The organism is Streptomyces aurantiacus JA 4570 (assembly GCF_000414115.1).
In the GTDB taxonomy this organism is placed as follows: Bacteria; Actinomycetota; Actinomycetes; order Streptomycetales; family Streptomycetaceae; genus Streptomyces; species Streptomyces aurantiacus_A.
This window is the reverse complement of sequence record NZ_AOPZ01000568.1, coordinates 1-3,853: the sequence shown is the minus strand read 5'-3', so window position 1 is coordinate 3,853 and position 3,853 is coordinate 1. Positions and strand designations below refer to the sequence as shown.

General features: G+C 76.1%; 1 protein-coding gene and 1 pseudogene. One reads left to right on the top strand and one right to left on the bottom strand.

What is annotated here, in order from left to right; all coding sequences use genetic code 11:
* Positions 1-415: 415 nt before the first annotated feature.
* Positions 416-2,890: an ATP-binding protein gene (locus STRAU_RS38770; RefSeq protein ID WP_016645856.1), complete on the top strand. Its 2,475-nt coding sequence runs from the start codon at positions 416-418 to the stop codon at positions 2,888-2,890.
* A 63-nt stretch (positions 2,891-2,953) separates the two neighbouring features.
* On the opposite strand, the pseudogene STRAU_RS41170 reads toward STRAU_RS38770, so the two are convergent.
* Positions 2,954-3,853: pseudogene (locus STRAU_RS41170) on the bottom strand (NPCBM/NEW2 domain-containing protein); the annotation flags it as partial.

Here is a 3,853-nt window from a genome sequence, read left to right as displayed (position 1 = left end):
GCTCGGCGGACCCATGGAGCAGGGCGGCCACACGGAGCCCGGTAGGCCCACGCGGCCCGACAGGCCCACGAACTCAAGCGGCCACACGGAGCCCGGTAGGCCCACGCGGCCCGACAGGCCCACGAACTCAAGCGGCCCCAAGCCGCCGAGCGGGCCAGAGGCGCCCGGCGGGCCCGCCAGCCCCGGCCCCACGTCGCCGGGCGGGATCCCCGCCGACCCCGGGCCCACCGGCCCCGCCCGGCCGGGCCCCACCCCCTACCCGAAACCCCGTACGGACACCCCACCCGGCGCGGACATACAGCCCGCGTCGGGCGGCCACGCCGCGGCCCGTCCCGCCGCCCGCCAGGGCAACCTCCGCCCCCGCCTGACCTCTTTCGTCGGGCGGGAACCCGAACTCGACGCCATCCGTTCGGACATGCAGAGAGCCCGCCTGGTCACCCTCACCGGACCGGGCGGCTCCGGCAAGACCCGCCTCGCCGAGGAAGCCGCCGCCGGGCATCCGAGCGCGTGGCTGGCCGAGCTCGCCCCGCTCGACCGGCCGGAGGCGGTCCCCGGCGCCGTCGTCAGCGCGCTCCGCCTGCGCGAGACCGTGCTGATGACCAGTGAGCTGACGGCCACCCACAGCGACCCTCTCGCCTTGCTCATCGAGTACTGCGCCCCGCGCAGCCTGCTCCTGATCCTTGACAACTGCGAGCACGTCATCGGCGCCGCCGCCCAGCTCGCCGAGACCCTCCTCACCCACTGCCCGGGGCTCACGGTCGTCGCGACCAGCCGCGAACCCCTGGGCGTGCCGGGCGAGACCGTGCGCCCGGTGGAGCCGCTCCCGCCCGCCCCGGCGCACCGCCTGTTCGCCGAGCGGGCCGAAGCCGTGCGCCCCGGCTTCGACCCGGACCGGGACGCGGAGTCGGTCGCGGAGATCTGCCGCCGTCTCGACGGCCTGCCCCTGGCCATCGAGCTGGCCGCCGCCCGCCTGCGGCTGCTCACGCCCCGGCAGATCGCCGACCGCCTGGACAACCGCTTCCGCCTGCTCACCAGCGGCGCCCGCACGGTCCTGCCGCGCCAGCAGACCCTGCGGGCCGTCGTCGACTGGTCCTGGGACCTGCTCGACGAGGCCGAGCGCACGGTCCTGCGCGAGGTGTCCGTCTTCGCGGGCGGCTGGGACCTGGAGGCCGCCGAAGCCGTCTGCTCCGGCCCGGCGGCGGACCTCATCGGCGCGCTCGTCGACAAGTCCCTGGTCGTGGCGACTCCGTACGACACGGGCGAGGAGGGCGGCACGGCCCCCGGCGGCGCGGGCGACGGAATGCGCTATCGCCTGCTGGAGACCATCCAGGAGTACGCCACGGAGCGCGCCGCCGAGACCCCCGGCCCGCGCGCCGAGGCGGAGCGGCGGCACAGCGCGTACTTCCGCGCGCTGGCCGAGACGGCCGAGCCCCTGCTCCGCTCGGCCGAGCAACTGCCGTGGATCCACCGCCTGGAGGCCGACCTGGACAACCTCCGCGCGGCCCTGCAGCGCGCCGTCGAGTCCCGCGACGAGGCACAGGCGCTGGGCCTCACCCTGTCCCTCGGCTGGTTCTGGTGGCTGCGCAACTACCGCGAGGAGGGCTCGCAGTGGGTCGGCCGGGCGCTGGGCCTGACGGTGCCGCCGGACGCGCCGGACGCGCCGGCCACGATCGCGGAGGGCGCGCTGGTGGACCGCACCTCCCCGTTCGCCACGGCGGCCGCGGGCCTCGAAGCGGATCTCGCCGACGAGGACGCCCCGTTGTTCTGGTCGCGCATGGGTCTGCGGATGCTGCATCTGTTCCTGACGGTGGAGTCCAGGCCAGCGGTGGTGCTCGGCAGCGCTCTGGACGCGCGGTACATCCTGCGGGTGCGGGACGTGTTCGCCCGGCCGGTGCCGGCGAGCGGCCGGTTCCCGGGCCTGGTGTGGCCGTTCACGCTGTACTTCGTCGACTGGGTCGCCGACGTCCTGCCCTACCTGGACCTCGCGGTCGACAACTGCCGCCGTTTCGGCGGCGACTGGGAGGTCGCGATCACGCTCATGTTCCGTGTGCACACCGCCGTCGACCAGCCGGGCCACCTCGTGGGTGTCGACGGTGACCTGGCGGAGCTGCGCGAGCTGAGCCGGCGGGTGGGCGACCGCTGGCTGCGCGCGCAGGTGTGCAGCGCGGCGGGCGAGGCGGCGATGGCACGCGGCCGCCACGAGGAGGCCCGGCGGGAGTACGAGGAGGCGCTGCGCCTCGCCTACGAAGTCGGCGCGCACGCCGAGGCCCCCTTCCTGATCGCCCGCCTCGCCGAGATCGCCTACCGCTCGGGCGACCACGAGCTCGCCGTGAAGGGCCTGGCGGAGGCCAACGCCAAGGCCGACGACTACGGGGTCACGGACTCCCGCGCCTTCATCCGCCTCATGAGCGCCGACATGGCGCTGGCCGACGGCGACACGGCCGGGGCCCGGGCCCTGGCCGACGAGGCCCGCGCGGAGGCCGAGCGCGGGACGCCGCCGCCGCAGTTCGCCGCGGGCCTCGGCGGCGTGGAGGCCCGCGTCACGGCCGCCGAGTCCGGCCCGTCGGCCGGGCTCGCCGTCCTGGCCGGGGTGTTGCCGGAGGCGCTGCGCACCCGTTGTTCGGAGGCGGTCGTCGCGAGCCTGGTGGACGTGGCCGCCGCGCTCCTGCTCGATACGGGCGAGCACGCCCGCGCGACCCGCCTGCTGGCCTTCGCCACCCGCTGGCGCGGCGGCCACGAACGCCCCATGCCGGAGCGGGCCGAAGCCGAACGCGTGGCGAAGGAGGCCCGGTCGGTGCTCGGCGACGACGGGTACGAGCGGGAGCGCGCCGCGGGCGACGGGCTGACCATGGACGAGGCCATGGAGGAGCTGACGGACGCGGCCCCCTGAGGGACTGTCCATGAACCCCCGCCTGGGTTCCGGCGCCCGGGTCGGGACGGCTCGGACAGGCTCTCAGGTGCAGGAGAGCCGCGACTGGGCCCAGTCCGCCAGGGCCGTCGAGTCGAACGGCGTGTGCGGCTCGACGACCAGGCGGATCGTCTTGCGCCCGGTCAGCCCGACGCGCACGGGCACCGCCGCGTCGCCCCCCTTGATCAGCGGCGACCGCCACAGCCGCGCCCCGTCGGCGTACACGGAGAACCGCACCTTGCCGAGCCCCAGCGTCATGTCGTCGACGCCGACGAGCGCTTCGTAGGAGGAGCACGTGCGGTTCAGGTCGATGGTGACCGAGGACCGGCCGTGCACCGTCACACCGTGGCCGTAGCGCTTGTCGCCGATGGACATGCCCCAGCGCTGCCACACCCAGCTGCTCTCACCGAGCCGCATCTCGGGCTTGGTGCCGTCGCCGGTGAGGCCGTACTCCAGCTCGTTCCACTGGTAGACCTTCGGCGCGGGCGGCGGCGGGGGCGGCGGTTTCGGCGTGGGCTTGGGCGGGGTCGGCCGCGGCTTCGGCGGGGGCGGCGGCTTGGGCTTTGGCCGCTCCGGCGGCTTGGGCTTCGGCGGCTCGGGCTTCGGTGTGGGTTTCGGCGTCGGCTTGGGGGTGGGCTTCGGCGTCGGTTTCGGCGTGGGGGTGGGCGTGGGCGTGGGCGTGGGTCTGGGGGCGGGTGGCTTCGGCTTCGGCTCGGGCTTGGAGGGGGGCGGCTTGCGCGGCACGATCGACTCGGCGGCCGGCGGCTGGGCCTTCGGCTCGGCTCCGGCGGCTGGGCCTTCGGCGGCGCGTCCTTCTTGTCGCCGCCTGCCGTGAGGGCGAGGGCCACGGCCACCCCGGCCGCGACGACGACACCCGCCGCGATCCCCGCCTTCGCGGGCGCCCCGAGCCCCTCGGACGCGGCGCCCCCGGCCCCGGCCCCGGCA

What these genes read in the sequence shown, in the direction of transcription:
- STRAU_RS38770 (WP_016645856.1), top strand. Translation starts at nt 416, where the DNA reads ATGCAGAGAGCCCGCCTGGTCACCCTCACCGGACCGGGCGGCTCCGGC.